This is a genomic window from Methyloversatilis discipulorum (assembly GCF_000385375.1).
Classification (GTDB): domain Bacteria; phylum Pseudomonadota; class Gammaproteobacteria; order Burkholderiales; family Rhodocyclaceae; genus Methyloversatilis; species Methyloversatilis discipulorum_A.
In genome coordinates, this window is the sequence record NZ_ARVV01000001.1 from 2,663,881 (window position 1) to 2,680,205 (window position 16,325).

Sequence of the window (16,325 nt, forward strand, 5' to 3'; positions counted from 1 at the left end):
CTCACTTAGGGCCTCACTTAGGGCTTCAGATAGCCCGAATCACGCATCAGCCGCGTCACCTCGGCCTGCGCTCTGCGCAGCGCGGTATCCACGTCCTGCTCGCCCTGCAGGGCACGCGCCAGCTCGGAGCCGACTGCATGGCCGATGGCGGGAAATTCCGCGATGCCGACCCACTGAACGCCGCTGTAATGGCGCCCCGGCAGTCGCGTATGCGAACCGGCGATGGCTTCGTTCACGAAGCGCGAGAAGGGCGCGGCGTCGCGATAGCCGGGTGCATCGTAGGTCGACTGCCGGGTGCCCGGCGGCACCGCGACCCAGCCCCGGCGCGCCGCCACCAAACGGATGTAATCGGCCGACGTCGCCCACTCGACGAAGCGGCGCGCCAGCGCCTTGTTCGGCGACGAATCGGGCACCGCCAGCGACCACACCCACAGCCAGTTCGCGCCGTCCCGTACGCGCTCGACCGGCGCCGGCGCAAAGCCCAGGCTGGCGGCAACCGAAGAGGTCCGCGGATCGAACAGCATGCCGGCCGCCACCGTGGCATCGATCCACATCGCGCAGCGGCCGCGGGCAAACAGGTCGAGCGTTTCCGGAAAGCCGTTGAGATGCGCGTCGGGCGGGCCGTAGCGTCGCATCAGGTCGAGGTAGAGCGACGCCGCCTCGCGCCACGGTGCGCTGTCGATTTCCGGTCGCCACTGCGGGTCGAACCAGCGGCCGCCGAAGGTATTCACCATGGTCGTGAGCACCGGCACGTTCTCGCCCCAGCCGGGGCGCCCGCGCAGGCAGATGCCGTAGATGCCCTTGGCCGGATCGTGCAGCCGCGCCGCCAGCTGCCGGATGTCGGTGTAGGTCGGCTGCGCCGGCATGACGACGTCAGCGGCGCGGAACAGATCGCGCCGGTAGAAGGTCATCGAGCTCTCGGCATAGAAGGGCAAGGCATACAGCTCGCCGCGATAGGACAGGCTGTCACGGACCGGCGCCAGCAGGTCGTCGGCGCGATAGCCGGCCGACAGATCGCGGAACGGCGTAAGCCAGCCGCGCGCGGCCCACAGCGGCGCCTCGTAGGAGCCGATGGTCATCACGTCGAACTGGCCGTCGGCAATCGCCAGATCGGTCATCAGACGCGTGCGCAGCGAGTTCTCATCCAGCACCCGCCATTCGATCCGCACGCCCGGGTTCTGGCGCATGAACTCGGCGGACAGCGACTTCAGCAGCAGCATGTCCGGATTGTTGACCGTGCCCACCGTGATCACGTCGCGCCCCGAGGCCTGTGGCTTGCGCACGCTCAGCCCGTGCCGCGTCAGGATGTCCTCGACGCGCCCTTCACGCACCAGCGCCGACAGCCCGCGGTTGAAGTCCGCACGCAGCCGCTCGTGCCGCGGCGCGCGCCGCGAGAAGGCGACGTGAAAATCGCTGCGGAACAGGGGTGGCCGCAGAAATTCGAGCTGGCCGATCAGGTGCGGCCGGTGCAGGATCATCAGATCGCTGGCGCGGAATTTGTCGACCACCATCAGATCGATGCGGCCCAGTGCCAGCTTGTCCAGGTTCTGCAGATCGCGATCGACGTACTCGCGCTTGAGGAAATCCGCGCCGTCGAACGCTGCCGACACCGATGCGCCGCGCACGGCACCAAAGCGCAGGTGCGACAGCTGGCGCAGCGTGTCCAGCGGTCGCGTCGCCGCGTCGGCCGGATAGGGAACTGCAAGCGAGCGCTTCTTCAGCAGACCGCCGTTGGCGCCGGGAAATGGCGCGGAGAGCACGAACTCGCCCGCCAGCGAACCGGAGTCAGGCGCTGGCAACAGTCCGTCGACCTCCCCCGACGCCGCGACGCTGCGGGCGCGTGCCGGCGGATAGAAGCGGATGTCCACCGTGTAGCCGACGCGCTCGAAAGCGGCACGCACCAGTTCCGCCACATAGCCCTCGCGCGCATGCGTCGGACCGATGTACGGCGACAGTTCGGCAGCGACCAGGCGAACCGTGCCCGCAGCCGTGGCCACGGACGCACCGAGCGACAGCGCGACCCCGCACAGCAGGCGCAGGAGTGAGCGGAACTGGAGCGGACGCACGGATGCTGCACCTCAGGCCTATGCATAGCGGCTCAGCATATCGCGCTGTCGGCGGGGGCGCATCGCCATTACGACACGCCGGCGCACGATCGCCGCGATCGACGGACAGGATGGGGATTGAGGGCGCAGAAAGCAGAACGGGGACGCCTCGAAAGGCGTCCCCGTTCTGGGTGTTGGAGCGGGAAACGAGGCTCGAACTCGCGACCTCAACCTTGGCAAGGTTGCGCTCTACCAACTGAGCTATTCCCGCGTATCGGCACTTGCGCGCCGACCGAATTGTCCTGGAGGCGAGGGTCGGAATCGAACCGGCGTCCACGGCTTTGCAGGCCGCTGCATGACCACTCTGCCACCTCGCCGGTGGTGCAGCCCGGTCAGGGGCTGCAAATAAAAAGGGGAAGAAGAACTTCCCCTTTTTCAAATCTTGGAGCGGGAAACGAGGCTCGAACTCGCGACCTCAACCTTGGCAAGGTTGCGCTCTACCAACTGAGCTATTCCCGCAAGACAGGCGCGCATTATAGGCCTGCCGAAAAAGCTGTCAACACTTCGCGCCGAAGATTTTTGTGGCGCGCTCAGATCGCCTTGCGCGCACGCAGCTCGGGCCATGCCTTTCGCATGTAGTACACCATGGACCACACGGTCAGCACCGCGGCGATCCAGATCAACTTGCTGCCGATGAAGCCCACGTCGATGCCGAACAGCGGTTCATAGTACAAAAGCATGGGGATCGCAATCATCTGCGCCGTCGTCTTCACCTTGCCTATCATCGACACGGCAACGCTGCGCGATGCACCCACCTTGGCCATCCACTCGCGCAGCGCCGAAATCGTGATTTCGCGACCGATGATGATGAGCGCGATGACCGTACTGGTCCGCGACAGCTCGACCAGCATGATCAGCGCAGCCGCCACCATGAGCTTGTCGGCCACCGGGTCGAGGAAAGCGCCGAAGGCGGAGGTCTGGTTCAGCGTGCGCGCGAGGTAGCCGTCCAGCCAGTCGGTAATGGCGGCGACGACGAACACGACGGTGGCGATCAGGTTCTTGTCCGGCATGATCAGCGTCTGGTCAGGCAGGAAGAACACACCGACGAAAAGCGGGATGAGCAGGATGCGCGCCCAGGTGAGCGCGGTTGGCAGCGTAAACATGAGCCCTAGTTTAACTGCCGCTGTATCTGTTCGGCGAGCTTGCGGCTGATGCCTTCGACTCGGCACAGATCTTCGACCGTGGCATTGCGCACGCCGGCCAGCCCGCCGAAGGTCGTAAGCAGGCGCTTGCGGCGCGCCGGTCCGATGCCCGGAATGTCTTCCAGCGTCGATGTCAGCCGCTTCTTCGCGCGTTTGGCGCGGTGACCGGCAATGGCGAAGCGGTGAGCCTCGTCACGGATTTCGGCGATCAGGTGCAGCGCCGGATGATCGGGGCCGAGTACAAGACCTGCGGCGACACCCGGGCGTATCAGCTCCTCGGCGCCCATCTTGCGCTCTTCGCCCTTGGCCACACCGACCAGCGGCAGATCGAGCCCGAGTTCGGCCATCACTTCGACAGCGATGCCGAGCTGGCCCTTGCCACCGTCTATCAGCACCAGATCGGGCCGCGCCCCCTCGCCGCTCGCCACCTTCTCGTAGCGCCGAGTCAGCACCTGGCGCATTGCCGCGTAGTCGTCACCCGGTGTGATGCCGTCGATGTTGTAGCGCCGGTACTCGCCGTTGCGCATCGCGCCGTTGGCCCACACGACGCAGGACGCGACCGTCGCCTCACCCATCGTGTGACTGATGTCGAAGCATTCGATACGCTCGGGTGCGATATCGAGTTCGAGCGCCTCGACCAGCGCTGCGACACGATGCGAGGCGCGCGCGCCAGCGTCGATCTTCGCGCGCAGCGCGATCTCGGCGTTCTTCAGCGCCATGTCGGCCCACGCGCGTTCGCGCTCGTTGCGCGCGAGCGCCAGCGTCGAGCCCGGCAGCGGTGCTTCGACCTCGTCTTCCGGCAGCACATTGACGACGATGCGCCTGGGCGCGTTACCGCTCGCGTAGTGCTGGCTCAGGAAGGCCACCAGCATGTCGGCCGCACTGCCCTGCCCGGCCGCCGGGAAGTGGGCGTGATCGCCGAGGTGGCGCCCGCCGCGCACCATCGCGTGATTGACGCAGGCGGCCCCATCGCGCTCGATGGCGACGACGATGTCGAGGTCCTCGTCGCGCGCACTGTCGGCGAACTGCTTGTGCAGCACCTTGGACAGCGCGCGGATCTGGTCACGTATCTGCGCCGCCTTCTCGAAGGCGAGCGCTTCGGCAGCGGCATTCATCTGCGCCGACAGCTTGTCGATCACCTCGGAGTGACGGCCGTTCAGGAAGAGCGCGGTCAGCCGCACGTCCTCGTCGTAGTCCTCCTTCGACACGAGATCGACGCAGGGCGCGGAACAGCGGTGGATCTGATGCAGCAGACAGGGCCGCGAACGGTTGGCGAACACGCTGTTCTCGCAGGTGCGCAGCAGGAAGGCGCGCTGCACCAGCTGTATCGTGTCGCGCACCGCCCACACATTGGGCAGCGGCCCGAAATAGCGCGCGTCGCGCCCGACCGTGCCACGGAAGAAACCGATGCGTGGAAAGCGGTCGTTGCTGATCCGGATGTAGGGGTAGGACTTGTCGTCCCGGAACAGGATGTTGTACTTCGGCCGCAGGCTCTTGATCAGGTTGTTTTCGAGGATGAGGGCCTCGGCTTCCGACCTGACGACGGTGATGTCCACCCGCGCGACCTGCGCCACCATGAGGCCGATGCGCGGACTCGACGGCGTGCGCTGGAAGTAGGACGACACGCGCCGGCGCAGATTCTTCGCCTTGCCGACGTAGAGCACGTCCTCGTCGGCGCCTATCATGCGATAGACACCGGGGTCTTCCGGCACCGTCGGCAGCCAGGCCTTCGCGTCGAAACCCATGTCTCGCAGCGTCCCCTTCAGGCGATCAGGCGCTGCACCGTGCCGAGTGCATCGCGGTAGCGCGCGTCCTGCGCCAGCACCGTGCGGTCGCCGTAGGGCTGCTTCGGCATCAGCGATTCGATGCGTGCGCTGCGCACGCTGTCGAATGCCGGCCGCCAGCCGTCGATCAGCTTCACGGCCTGGTCGCGCGCATTGCATACCAGCACCATGTCGCAACCGGCGTCCCACGCGGCCTCGGCGCGCGCGACCACGTCGCCGGCCACCGACGCCCCCTCCATCGACAGGTCGTCGCTGAACACGACGCCATCGAAGGCGAGCTTATCGCGCAGGATGCCCTGCACCCAGGCACGCGAAAAACCGGCCGGCATGCGGTCGACCGCCGGATAGATCACGTGCGCCGGCATCACTGCGTCGATCTGCTTGCCGAGGTCGATGTAGGGGCGGATATCGTCGGCCCAGATGGTGTCGAAATCGCGCTCGTCCACCGGAATCGCGACGTGCGAATCCGCCTCGACGAAACCGTGGCCAGGAAAGTGCTTGCCAACCGACTTCATCCCGGCCGCGCGCAGGCCTTCGGCCAGCGCACCGGCCAGCGGCGCGACGATGGCCGGGTCACGATGGAAGGCGCGATCGCCGATCACGCCGCTGCGTCCGAAGTCGAGATCGAGCACCGGCGTGAAGGACAGATCGACGCCCAGCGCGCGCAATTCGGCCGCCAGCACGTAACCGGCGGCGCGCGCGTCGGCCAGCGCGCCCTGCGCATCCGCCTCGTAGCGCGCGCCGAGCGAACGCATTGTCGGCAGATGGGTGAAGCCATCGGACTTGAAGCGCTGCACCCGGCCGCCTTCGTGGTCGACCGCGATCAGCAGCGGCGGTCTGCGCACCGCGTGGATGGCTTCGGTCAGCGCGGCCAGCTGTTGCGCATCATGGAAGTTGCGGGCAAACAGGATAAGCCCGCCGACCGACGGGTGAGCCAGCAGTTCGCGGTCTTCGGCATCCAGTTCGAAGCCGGCCACGTCCATCATGACCGGTCCGGGTGGGGTCGTTCTCATGCGATGTTCTCCGTGCGCTCGACCACCACGAAGGCGAGCGCGTGTTCGGTTTCGTCGGACAGCGAAAGATGGGCATGCAGTCCGCGTGCGCTCATCCACGCCGTCAGCGTGTCGTCGTAGGCGAAAGCCGGTTTGCCCAGATCGTCGTGCGTCACGGCGATCGAGCGCAGCAGCACCGGCGTGCGGATGCCGGTGCCCAGCGCCTTGCCCAGCGCCTCCTTGGCGGCAAAGCGCTTGGCCAGGAAATGCGCCGGCTGCTTCGCTGATTCGTAGTCGGACACTTCGGCGGCGGCTAGGATGCGCCGCGCAATGGCGTCACCATCCTCGGCCAGCATGCGCTCGAAACGCGCGATGCCGCAGAGGTCGGTGCCGATGCCGAAGATCACGCAGCCCTCCCGGCCGCCTCGCGCATCAGCGCCTTCATTTCGCGCACCGCCTCACGCAGGCCGACGAACACCGAGCGGCTGACGATGGCGTGGCCGATGTGCAGCTCGCGCACGCCCGGCAGTTCGGCCACCGGCTGAACGTTGGCGTAGTTCAGCGCGTGGCCCGCGTTGAAGCGCATGCCGAGGTCGCGGATCATCTTGCCGCCGGCACGCACCTTGTCCAGCTCGACCACCACCGCCTGCGATTCGCGGTCGCGGCCCAGCCCGTGGAAGGCGTGCGCGTAAGGACCGGTGTGCACCTCGCATACCTGGGCGCCGATGCGGGCCGCCGCCTCGATCTGCGCCGGCTCGGCGTCGATGAACACGCTGGTGACGATGCCGGCGTCGCGCAGGCGGCCGATCACGCCCTTCAGTCGCTCTTCCTGCGACACGATGTCCAGCCCGCCCTCGGTCGTCACCTCGTGCCGGCCTTCCGGCACCAGCATGGCCATTTCCGGCTTCAGCGCGCAGGCGATGCCGACCATCTCCTCGGTGGCCGCCATTTCCAGATTGAGCTTGATGTGCACCAGATCGCGCAGCCGGCGCACGTCGTCGTCCTGGATGTGACGACGGTCCTCGCGCAGATGCACGGTGATGCCGTCGGCACCGCCCAGGTGCGCCTCGACCGCCGCCCACACCGGATCCGGTTCGTAGGTACGGCGCGCCTGCCGTATCGTGGCCACGTGGTCGATATTGACGCCCAGTTCGATCATGTTCAGAGATCCTGTAGTTCGATGAAAACGCGCCGCGTGCGCAGCTCCTGTCCCTGCAGATAATGCGCGATCAGCACGCGCATCAGTGTCTTTGCCAGCCGCGCGACCTGCGCGTCGGCGTAATCGTCGGCGTGGATGGCCAGCGCCTGAGCGCCGCTCAGGCTGACGTCGTCCGCACCGCCCTCGCCTTCGAGCAGCCCGAGTTCGGGCTTGTACATGTAGTGCGCCGCCGGATCGATCGCGTCGCCGTTGGCGTCGTGGTCCAGAGTCAGCCCGTAGCCCAGTTCGCGCAGCAGTGCCTTTTCGAATCCGCGCAGCAAGGCTTCGTGGCGCACCGTTTCGGCCGGCGCCAGCGCGAGCTTCTGCACGGCTTCGGCGTACAGGTCGAACAGCGCCGGATGTGCATCGTCGCGCGCCAGCAGGCGCTGCAGCAATTCGTTCAGATAGTAGCCCAGCAGAAGACGTGGGCCGGACAGCATGGGCCAGGCACGCTGCCATTCGGCACGCGCCAGCGTGCGCAGTTCGCCGGCACCGAACCAGCCCAGATCCAGCGGCTGGAATTCGACCAGCACGCCACGCAGCTGCGAACGCGGCCGCTTGGCGCCGCGCGCGACCAGACCGATGCGGCCGAAGTCGCGGCTGAACACGTCAACCACCAGGCTCGTTTCGCGATAGGGATGCGACTGCAGCAGGAAGGCCGGCTGGCCGTCCACCCGCTGCTTGCCGGAAGTCACGGCACGGCCTTCCCGACGCCGGGCGCGTCAGCACGGATGGCGTGCATCGCCAACGATGTCATGGCTCGAAGCCCAGGCTCTTCAGCGCGCGCTCGTCGTCGGCCCAGCCGCTGCGCACCTTCACGTGCAGTTCGAGGAAAACCTTGGAACCGAACACCTTTTCCATATCGCTGCGCGCGGCCGAGCCCACCGATTTCAGCACCTCGCCGCCCTGGCCGATCACGATGCCCTTGTGTGCCTCGCGGCTGACGATGACGCAGGCGGCGATGCGGCGCAGATTGCCTTCCGCCTCGAAGCGCTCGATCTCGACCGCCAGGCCGTAAGGCAGTTCGTCACCCAGTTGCCGGAACAGCTTTTCGCGGATGTACTCGGCGGCAAGGAAGCGCTCGCTGCGGTCGGTAAAGTCGTCGGCGTCGAACATCGCCTGACCTTCCGGCAGCAGTTCGCCGGCGACCTTCAGCAGTGCGTCCAGCCCGTCGCCGCGCTGCGCGCTGACCGGCATGATGGCGTGGAAGTCGTGCAGCTTCGCGATGCGCTCGACGAAGGGCAGCAGCTTGGCGCGGTCACCGGTCTTGTCGGTCTTGTTCAGCAGCAGCAGCACCGGGCGGTCCTTCGGCAGCAACGCGATCACTTCTTCGTCCGCCTCGGTCAGCCGACCTGCCTCGATCACGAACAGGATCACGTCCACGTCGGCCAGCGCCTGCGTGACTGCGCGATTCATCACGCGGTTGAGCGCGTTGCGGTGCTTGGTCTGGAAACCGGGCGTGTCGACGAACACGAACTGGTGCGCGTCACGCGTCAGCACGCCATGTATGCGGTGACGCGTGGTCTGCGCCTTGGCCGAGGTAATGCTCACCTTCTGGCCGATCAGCCGGTTCATCAGCGTCGACTTGCCGACGTTGGGTCGACCGACGATGGCGATGAAGCCGCAATGAGTGATGTCGGTCATGACTGCCCCTGAAGTTGTTCGAGTGCGCGCGTGGCGGCGGCCTGCTCGGCGTGGCGGCGGCTGCGTCCTTCGCCTTCGGTACGCAGACCGTAGGCTTCGACGATGCAGGCGGCGCAGAAGACCGGCGCGTGCGCCGGCCCGGAGGTGGAGGCGATTTCGTAGCGCGGCGGCTTCTTCGCGCGGGCGTGCAGCCACTCCTGCAGCGCCGTCTTCGGGTCGCGGGCGTCGCGCTCGGGATTCAGTGCGTTCAGGCGGGCATCAAGCAGGCGCGCGACCACCTTGCGCGCCGCCTCGTAGCCACCTTCGAGGAAGACCGCGCCGATCAGCGCCTCAAGCGCATTGGCCAGCAGCGCCGGACGGCTGCGACCGCCGGTCTTCAACTCACCGGCACTGAGCCGCAGCGCGTCGCCGACAGCGATGGCGGCAGCGACTTCGGCGAGCGTGTCTTCCTTCACCAGCGACGCGCGCAGCCGCGACAGCAGACCTTCGGGCACATCCGGAAAGCGGCGGAACAGCAGATCGGTGGCGACGCAGTCGAGCACCGCATCGCCCAGCAGTTCGAGCCGCTCGTTGTGAGTAGAAGAGAAGCTGCTGTGCGTCAGCGCCTGAGCGAGCAGTGCGCGCGACGCGAAAACGTGGCCGAGCGCCTGCTCGATCTGGGCATCCGGGTTCAACGCGTCAGTTCGACCCCGAGGCCGACCCTTCGAAGTCGAACAGCAGGCTCACCGGCCCGAACAGCGGCACCTTGCGCTGGTAGGCAAACGAAATCTCGACGCCCTGAGTGTCCTTGACGATGTCGAGATCGGCCGGCGTGACGCTGGACATCTCGTCCATGATGGCGCGCTTGGCGTAGGCATTGCGGTAGTCGGCGACGGTACCGCCCTTGACCTCGCCGCTCTTCACGATGGCTTTCACGTTCTTCAGGATGGTGTAGTACTCGATCACCGCCGGCACCGACTTCATGCCGAGGATGACGACGATGGCGACCAGACCCGCCACCAGAATGAATCCCACCATGCTCAGACCGGACTGCTTGCGCTGCATCGCTGTCTCCCTGTTGCCTGTTCTGATTGTCTGACGCTGCCGGATCAACGGAAGCTGCCGATGCGGCCGAAATCAATGCCCTTCGGCGGCACGATGGCATCCGCGTGGAACCAGACGAAGAAGGCCTTGCCGACGATGTTGGCGTCGGGGACGAAGCCCCACACACGGCTGTCCGCACTCTGGTCGCGGTTGTCGCCGAGCACGAAATAGTGGCCGGCCGGCACCTCGCAGCGCACCCCTTCATGATTGTAGACACAGTTCTCGCGCCCCGGAAAATCGAGCGGCATCGGTACGTCGGCGCGTGCGTCGCGGTCGTTCAGGATGGAATGTTCGACCTCGCCCAGCGTTTCCGAGTAACGGTTGGAATAGTAGGCACGTTCCTTGTGGAAGTAGTCCTCCTGCGCCTTCACCGGCACCTCGACGCCGTTGATGGTGAGTCGCTTGTTCTGGTAGGCGATCTTGTCGCCCGGCAGGCCGACCACGCGCTTGATGTAGTCGACCGACGGATCGGCCGGGTAGCGGAACACCATTACATCGCCGCGCTGCGGGTCATTCATGTCGACGATCTTGGTGTTGAGCACCGGCAGCCGCACGCCGTAGGTGTACTTGTTCACCAGGATGAAGTCGCCCACCAGCAGGGTCGGAATCATCGAACCGGACGGAATGCGGAAGGGCTCGACGACGAAACTGCGCAGCGTGAATACGACGATGATGACGGGGAAGAAGCTGGCACCGTATTCGACCCACCACGGGTCGGGGGTGCCGGCCGGGCGCTGCTTGGCAAACACTGCCTTGTCCATCACCCACAGAATGCCCGTGAGCACACACAGCACAAAAAGAATCAGTGCGAAATTCAAGATGGAAATCCAGTCGTATTGTCGGGCATCCGGGCGGATGCCTCGTTTGTCGTCCGAGCCTGTTGGTCCTTACTTGTCGTCAACGCGCAGCACGGCGAGGAAGGCTTCCTGCGGAATTTCCACATTGCCCACCTGTTTCATGCGCTTCTTGCCGGCCTTCTGCTTTTCAAGCAGCTTCTTCTTCCGCGTGATGTCGCCGCCGTAGCACTTGGCCAGCACGTTCTTGCGCAGCGCCTTGATCGTTTCGCGCGCGATGATGTGGGCGCCGATCGCCGCCTGCACCGGCACGTCGAACATCTGGCGCGGAATCAGTTCGCGCATCTTGGCCGCCACCTCGCGGCCACGGAACTGCGCGTTGGCGCGGTGCACGATGACCGACAGCGCATCGACCTTCTCGCCGGCCACCATCAGATCGAGCTTCACCACGTCGGCGGCGCGGTATTCCTTGAACTCGTAGTCGAGCGAGGCGTAGCCGCGTGACACCGACTTCAGCTTGTCGAAGAAGTCGAACACCACTTCGGCCATCGGCAGGTCATAGGTCAGCTGCACCTGGCGACCGTGGTAGAGCATGTTCACCTGCTGGCCACGCTTCTGCTCGCACAGCGTGATCACCGCACCCAGGTAATCCTGCGGCATGAAGATGACCGCCTTGATGATGGGTTCGCGGATTTCGGCGACCTTGGACGTTTCCGGCAGCTTGGACGGGTTCTCGACCATGACGACGCTGCCGTCGTTCATCAGCACCTCGTACACCACGGTCGGCGCCGTCGTGATCAGGTCCATGTCGAATTCACGCTCCAGCCGCTCCTGCACGATTTCCATGTGCAGCATGCCGAGGAAGCCGCAGCGGAAACCGAAGCCCAGCGCCTGCGACACCTCCGGCTCGTACTGCAGCGAGGCGTCGTTCAGCTTGAGCTTTTCCAGCGACTCGCGCAACTGGTCGTACTCGCTGGCCTCGACCGGGTACAGACCGGCGAACACCTGCGGCTTGATTTCCTTGAAGCCGGGCAGCGGCGCGTCGGCGCGGCGGTCAGCCAGCGTGATGGTGTCGCCGACCTTGGCGGCCTGCAGTTCCTTGATGCCGGAAATGATGAAGCCCACCTCGCCCGCCGACAGACTGGTCTTCTGCACCGATTTCGGCGTGAACACGCCGACCTGGTCGCACTGGTACTGGGCACCGGTCGACATCAGCAGCATCCTGTCCTTGGGCTTCAGCGCGCCATCGACCACGCGCACGAGCATGACCACGCCGACATAATTGTCGAACCAGGAATCGATGATGAGCGCCTTCAGCGGCGCGTCCGGGTCGCCCTTGGGCGCCGGAATGCGCGCGATCACCGCTTCGAGGATGTCGTCGATGCCCATGCCGGTCTTGGCCGAACACGGAATGGCGTCGGTCGCGTCGATGCCGATCACGTCCTCGACTTCCTGTTTCGCGTTGTCCGGATCTGCCTGCGGCAGGTCCATCTTGTTCAGCACCGGCACCACCTCGACGCCGAGGTCGAGCGCGGTGTAGCAGTTGGCGACCGTCTGCGCCTCGACCCCCTGAGAGGCGTCGACCACCAGCAGCGCGCCTTCGCAGGCGGACAGCGAGCGGCTGACCTCGTAGGAAAAGTCGACGTGCCCCGGGGTATCGATCAGGTTCAGGTTGTAGACCTGACCGTTCTTGGCCTTGTACGACAGCGCAGCAGTCTGCGCCTTGATGGTGATGCCGCGCTCGCGCTCCAGATCCATCGAGTCAAGCACCTGCGCCTCCATCTCGCGGTCGGACAGGCCGCCGCAGCGCTGGATCAGCCGGTCCGCCAGCGTGGACTTGCCGTGATCGATGTGGGCGATGATGGAAAAATTTCGGATGTGCTGCATCAGTCGAATGGAATCGGGAACGGAATCAAAAAAGGGCGGCGGAAAACAAAAAAGGGCGCCGTGGCGGGCACCCCTGTGCGGTCAGCCGGACCGGGCCTGCAGTCAAGCGCGCGATTCTAGCAGATAGGCCCGTACAGCCCCCTCGTCCAGCCGGTGCCGGCACAGTTCGCGATCGCCCGCACAGAGCACTGGAATGTGCTCGCCGTAGGCGTCCTCGAATTCCTCGTGCTCGTCGATATCGATTTCGCGCACGATTACGCCCTGACCGGCGATCAGCGGCTCAAGCGCCTCGATCAGTTCGTCGCAGAGGTGACACCAGCGCCGCAGGTACAGCGTCAGCTCGCGCTGCGTCCCGCTCACTTGCCGTCGCCCTGCCCGTTCGGCGCGCGCAGCGTCAGGAAGGTCTGGCTGTCGCCGCGGCGCACCAGCACCGTCAGCCCGACCTTGGGTTCGATGCTGGAGAGGATCTTGTTGAACTGCTCCAGCGTGCCGACCGGCGTCTGCTTGCCGCGCGCGATCACCGCCAGGATGATGTCGCCGGCGCGCAGGTCGGAACGCTGGTTGCCAGCGACCTCCTCGACCTTCAGCCCGCCCTCGACCTTCAGTTCCCGCTTCTGCTGCGGCGTCAGCTCGGACAGCACCAGGCCGAGCCGATTGGGAGCAGGCGCTGCCTCGGGTGCTGCGCCCCGGCGTGCCTTGCGCGGGTCGATACGTTCGTCGCTCAGTTCGGCCACGGTGACGCGGATGTCGCGCGTCGCACCATTGCGCCAGATCTGCGCCACCGACGCCGTACCCGGCTTCGTCCCGCCCACCAGCCGCGGCAGATCGCCCGACTTCTCGACCTGCTTGCCGTCGAAACGCAGGATCACGTCGCCCGGTTCGATACCCGCCTTCTCTGCCGGGCCGCGCGGCTCGACCGAACTGACCAGCGCACCTTCGGCGTTCGGCAGGCCGAAGGAGTCGGCCAGTTCCTTCGTCACCTCCTGGATGACCACGCCGATGCGCCCGCGCTGTACCCGGCCGGTGGCGCGCAGTTGCGACTGCACATCCATCGCGACATCGATAGGGATGGCGAAGGACAGGCCCATGAAACCGCCGTTGCGGCTGTAGATCTGCGAATTGATGCCCACCACCTCGCCGCGCAGATTGAACAGCGGCCCACCCGAATTCCCGGGGTTGATGGCGACGTCGGTCTGGATGAACGGAACGAAGTTCTCCTGCGGCAGCGAGCGGCCCTTGGCGGACACGATGCCGGCCGTGACCGAACTTTCGAAACCGAAGGGCGAACCGATGGCAACGACCCACTCGCCCACCTTGAGCTTGCTGGCGTCACCGAAACGGACGACCGGCAGGCCGGAGGCGTCGATCTTGAGCACGGCGACGTCGGTGCGCTTGTCGGCACCGATCACGCGGGCCCTGAACTCGCGCTTGTCCGACAGGCGTACGGTGATCTCGTCGGCTTCATCGACCACGTGAGCATTGGTCATCAGGTAGCCGTCGGCCGAAATGATGAAACCGGAACCGAGCGATCGGGCATCCTGCGCGCCCGGTACGCCCGGCTGCTGCGGAATGAAGCGGCGAAAGAAATCGAACATCGGGTCGTCTTCGTCCAGACCCGGCGGAAGCTGCGACATCGCCCGCGTACTGACCTTCTGCGTCGTGCTGATGTTGACCACCGCCCGCCCCTGCTGCTCGACCAGCTGAGAAAAATCGGGCAGTTCGCGCTGCGCGCTGGCCGGGGGAACGAGGGCAAACAGGCAACTCAGGCTGAACACCGCAGCCGCAAACAGGGATTTCATGATCTGGGCGAAAGGTCGCGACCGGAAAGGATGCGTACGGAAGGAATGAGCGTGCTGCGCGAGCGACTGCCGCGCAGCCAGAGCGCTGCCGCGATCAGACCGACTAGGGCCCCTGCGGCCACGGAGAGGTCAGAATCGCCGGCGAGCAGCATGGCCAGTGCAACGCCCACGAACAGCGCGAGCAGCGCCACGCCGTAGGTCAGCAGCGCGGCGATCAGCGGCGCCCGCTGCGATACGACGACATCGACACGTTCGCCGGGCAACACGGCAACGTCGACGGGTATGACGTAGGTCGCCGCCGCTGATTCACAGGCCCGACCGCAGCCACCGCTTTCGGCACATCGACCACAACCGCTCTGGCGCTCGACATCGACCCAGGCGAAACCATCGGCGACGCGGCGGACCTGGCCCGAACGGACGTTCATCAACGCTTCTGTCCCACCGCGTCCGCCATGCGCTGCAGACTGTGCGGCGGCACTTCGCCGAGCGCGGTGATGACGTAGCCCGCCAGCCGTCGCTTGTAGACGTTCACCGCGCCATGTTTCATCGGCCCGACGACGTTTCCGTCCTCCTTGCGGTAGGGCTCGATGAATACCGAAATTGCGGCGAGGCCGTCGGAAAACACCATATGGACCATGTCGGGGCGGTCCGGACCGAGCGACCGCTTCATGCCGGCGATCTGACGGAAGCCCGGCACGTCGCCGTTCAACGTCCAGCCGAGATCGGCATTCTGGGCCTGGGTCGAATTCGCCGTATGTACCTTCCAGCCGGACGACGAGGCGGCCAACCTGGACTGCACGTCCTCACGCGTCAGCGCCGGACCGAGCTGCAGCTGGGCGAAGGCGAACTGTTCTATCGGCTCGCTGCGCTCATTCACCATGCGTGCCTTCAGCAGCAGACCGGTCTGTGCCTCGATCCAGAACATGTGACCGTAACGGTAACCGTCCTTCGGTTCGAGCAGCACGGACTGAGTATCGAAACCCGCGACGCGGCCGGGCGGGCCTTTGCGAACCGTGTAGTAATCGCTGAGCGCACCGACCGATTCCGGCAACAGCGACGGGAAGGTCTTCCGCGCCCCACGCCGGTCTTCGATGATGATCTTTTCCTTCGGCAGGTAGCAACGCACCTCGTCATTGACGCGGATGACCTCGCGCGGGCTGCCGTCGAGCACTTCCAGCCGTTCGACCGAATTGCCGTCGGTGTCGACGTAGTGCGCGACACGCGAGGTTTCGACGTTCGAACCGCTCTGATAGACGAAGGTACCGATGTAGGAAGTGCGCTGCGAGGCGCTCACCGCTCGCCCGAGGAGGGACAGCGCTTCAGGCTGCCCCTGGGCCAGCGCGCCCTGCGCAAACAGCAGGGACGCAAACAGCCAGACTGCCCGCACGATCATCGACGGTCGTCGGTCTGCGGATCCGAAACGCCGCGCGCGTAGAGCGCGACGCCCTGCATGCTGCCGGTCGGCGAGTAACCCTGATGCGCGACCAGATAGGCGCGAAGGGGGGATTCGGTCTGTGCAAGCTGCACCGGCACGACCACCGGAGCAACCGCCAGTTGCGGCTGCACGTCAGGAGCGGACATGAAGTCGAGGCCCAGCCAAGACACCAGCGCGACACCGGCAACGGCCGCCGCCGCGGGCATCCACAGCCGCTTCGCTTCGGGCTGCACGCGGAAGGCAACCGGCGCGAGCACCGTAGGCTCGTCATCGAGCCTGCTCATGACCGAAGCCGTGAAGCGCGCATCGAAACCAGTGTCGCCGCGCAGCACATCACCGATCATCACCTGTAATGCAAACTCATCGCGCAGATCGCCGTCCGCGTGCAGGCGATCCAGCACCTGCTGCGACGTGCGCTCATCGAGCTCGTCATCGATGAATGCGCTCAGATTCTCTTTCATG

At 65.7% G+C, this 16,325-nt stretch carries 17 protein-coding genes and 3 tRNA genes; all 20 read right to left on the reverse strand.

Annotated features, from left to right (window positions below; all coding sequences use genetic code 11):
* Positions 1–17 precede the first annotated feature (17 nt).
* On the reverse strand, positions 18–2,066 hold the full coding sequence (locus METRZ18153_RS0112515) for an extracellular solute-binding protein (protein WP_020165048.1): 2,049 nt from the start codon (positions 2,064–2,066) through the stop codon (positions 18–20).
* Between the two features lie 174 nt (positions 2,067–2,240).
* Positions 2,241–2,316, reverse strand: a tRNA-Gly gene (locus tag METRZ18153_RS0112520).
* Between the two features lie 32 nt (positions 2,317–2,348).
* A tRNA-Cys gene (locus METRZ18153_RS0112525) sits at positions 2,349–2,422 on the reverse strand.
* 66 nt (positions 2,423–2,488) lie between these two features.
* A tRNA-Gly gene (locus tag METRZ18153_RS0112530) sits at positions 2,489–2,564 on the reverse strand.
* Positions 2,565–2,635: 71 nt separating this feature from the next.
* Positions 2,636–3,208, reverse strand: coding sequence for a CDP-diacylglycerol--glycerol-3-phosphate 3-phosphatidyltransferase (pgsA, locus tag METRZ18153_RS0112535; protein WP_020165049.1), 573 nt, complete (start codon positions 3,206–3,208; stop codon positions 2,636–2,638).
* 5 nt (positions 3,209–3,213) lie between these two features.
* Positions 3,214–5,001: an excinuclease ABC subunit UvrC gene (uvrC, locus tag METRZ18153_RS0112540; protein WP_198291252.1), complete on the reverse strand. Its 1,788-nt coding sequence runs from the start codon at positions 4,999–5,001 to the stop codon at positions 3,214–3,216.
* A gap of 8 nt (positions 5,002–5,009) precedes the next feature.
* Positions 5,010–6,044 carry a beta-N-acetylhexosaminidase gene (nagZ, locus tag METRZ18153_RS0112545; RefSeq protein ID WP_232416043.1) on the reverse strand — a complete coding sequence of 345 codons (1,035 nt, stop codon included), beginning with the start codon at positions 6,042–6,044 and terminating at the stop codon, positions 5,010–5,012.
* Positions 6,041–6,430, reverse strand: a complete 390-nt coding sequence (gene acpS / locus METRZ18153_RS0112550) for a holo-ACP synthase (RefSeq protein ID WP_020165052.1) — start codon at positions 6,428–6,430, stop codon at positions 6,041–6,043. The genes nagZ and acpS overlap by 4 nt, the downstream gene beginning before the upstream one ends.
* Positions 6,427–7,182 (reverse strand): pyridoxine 5'-phosphate synthase, encoded by a 756-nt coding sequence (locus tag METRZ18153_RS0112555; protein WP_020165053.1) that lies wholly within the window; start codon positions 7,180–7,182, stop codon positions 6,427–6,429. Before METRZ18153_RS0112555 ends, acpS begins: the two co-directional genes overlap by 4 nt.
* A 2-nt stretch (positions 7,183–7,184) precedes the next feature.
* The gene (gene recO, locus METRZ18153_RS0112560; protein ID WP_029143740.1) at positions 7,185–7,916 is read right to left on the reverse strand and encodes a DNA repair protein RecO; all 732 of its coding nucleotides are present in this window, start codon (positions 7,914–7,916) and stop codon (positions 7,185–7,187) included.
* A gap of 58 nt (positions 7,917–7,974) precedes the next feature.
* Positions 7,975–8,865, reverse strand: a complete 891-nt coding sequence (gene era / locus METRZ18153_RS0112565) for a GTPase Era (RefSeq protein ID WP_020165055.1) — start codon at positions 8,863–8,865, stop codon at positions 7,975–7,977.
* Complete coding sequence (rnc, locus tag METRZ18153_RS0112570) at positions 8,862–9,539, reverse strand: ribonuclease III (RefSeq protein WP_020165056.1); 678 nt, start codon at positions 9,537–9,539, stop codon at positions 8,862–8,864. The genes era and rnc overlap by 4 nt, the downstream gene beginning before the upstream one ends.
* A gap of 4 nt (positions 9,540–9,543) precedes the next feature.
* The gene (locus tag METRZ18153_RS0112575) at positions 9,544–9,909 is read right to left on the reverse strand and encodes a DUF4845 domain-containing protein (protein ID WP_020165057.1); all 366 of its coding nucleotides are present in this window, start codon (positions 9,907–9,909) and stop codon (positions 9,544–9,546) included.
* Positions 9,910–9,953: 44 nt separating this feature from the next.
* Entirely contained in the window at positions 9,954–10,766 is an 813-nt protein-coding gene (gene lepB, locus METRZ18153_RS0112580) for a signal peptidase I (RefSeq protein ID WP_020165058.1), read from the reverse strand.
* Between the two features lie 69 nt (positions 10,767–10,835).
* Positions 10,836–12,629, reverse strand: coding sequence for a translation elongation factor 4 (lepA, locus tag METRZ18153_RS0112585; RefSeq protein ID WP_020165059.1), 1,794 nt, complete (start codon positions 12,627–12,629; stop codon positions 10,836–10,838).
* A gap of 102 nt (positions 12,630–12,731) precedes the next feature.
* Complete coding sequence (locus METRZ18153_RS0112590; RefSeq protein ID WP_020165060.1) at positions 12,732–12,989, reverse strand: glutaredoxin family protein; 258 nt, start codon at positions 12,987–12,989, stop codon at positions 12,732–12,734.
* Entirely contained in the window at positions 12,986–14,428 is a 1,443-nt protein-coding gene (locus METRZ18153_RS0112595; protein WP_020165061.1) for a DegQ family serine endoprotease, read from the reverse strand. The genes METRZ18153_RS0112590 and METRZ18153_RS0112595 overlap by 4 nt, the downstream gene beginning before the upstream one ends.
* Entirely contained in the window at positions 14,425–14,853 is a 429-nt protein-coding gene (locus tag METRZ18153_RS0112600; RefSeq protein ID WP_020165062.1) for a SoxR reducing system RseC family protein, read from the reverse strand. Before METRZ18153_RS0112600 ends, METRZ18153_RS0112595 begins: the two co-directional genes overlap by 4 nt.
* Complete coding sequence (locus METRZ18153_RS0112605; RefSeq protein WP_020165063.1) at positions 14,853–15,821, reverse strand: MucB/RseB C-terminal domain-containing protein; 969 nt, start codon at positions 15,819–15,821, stop codon at positions 14,853–14,855. Before METRZ18153_RS0112605 ends, METRZ18153_RS0112600 begins: the two co-directional genes overlap by 1 nt.
* The gene (locus METRZ18153_RS0112610; protein ID WP_020165064.1) at positions 15,818–16,324 is read right to left on the reverse strand and encodes a sigma-E factor negative regulatory protein; all 507 of its coding nucleotides are present in this window, start codon (positions 16,322–16,324) and stop codon (positions 15,818–15,820) included. The genes METRZ18153_RS0112605 and METRZ18153_RS0112610 overlap by 4 nt, the downstream gene beginning before the upstream one ends.
* Position 16,325: the final 1 nt, after the last annotated feature.